The 318-nt window shown below is 63.5% G+C and carries 1 protein-coding gene; it reads left to right on the forward strand.

What is annotated here, in order from left to right:
- The coding region (locus P1J78_RS25695; protein WP_275570125.1) for a hypothetical protein at positions 1-318 on the forward strand (318 nt) is incomplete at both ends.

Genomic DNA, 318 nt, shown 5'->3' on the forward strand with positions numbered 1-318 from the left:
CTGTCCGCCGCCGAGAAGGAACTGGTCTGCATCGAGAACAAGAACCGTCAGACCGATGCCGATCAGCGCCGGATGGAAGAACTGCGCCGGATCGTAGCGCTGGAGCAGTCCGGCGAGATGGAGACGATGCGCGAACTGATCGCGTCGTCCAAGGGCCGCATCTGTGCCGTCACCTTCACAAAGAAGGATGGCGGCCGGCGCGTTATGAAGGTGCAGCCTGCCGCCCTGAAATTCCATGTGAAGGGAAATGCGGCGACCGACGCAGGTCGGAAGGCCAGTGTCACCCGTGCCAGCCGCCACCCGCACCTGCTGCCCGTT

The organism is Psychromarinibacter sediminicola (genome assembly GCF_029168335.1).
GTDB classification, from domain to species: domain Bacteria; phylum Pseudomonadota; class Alphaproteobacteria; order Rhodobacterales; family Rhodobacteraceae; genus Psychromarinibacter; species Psychromarinibacter sediminicola.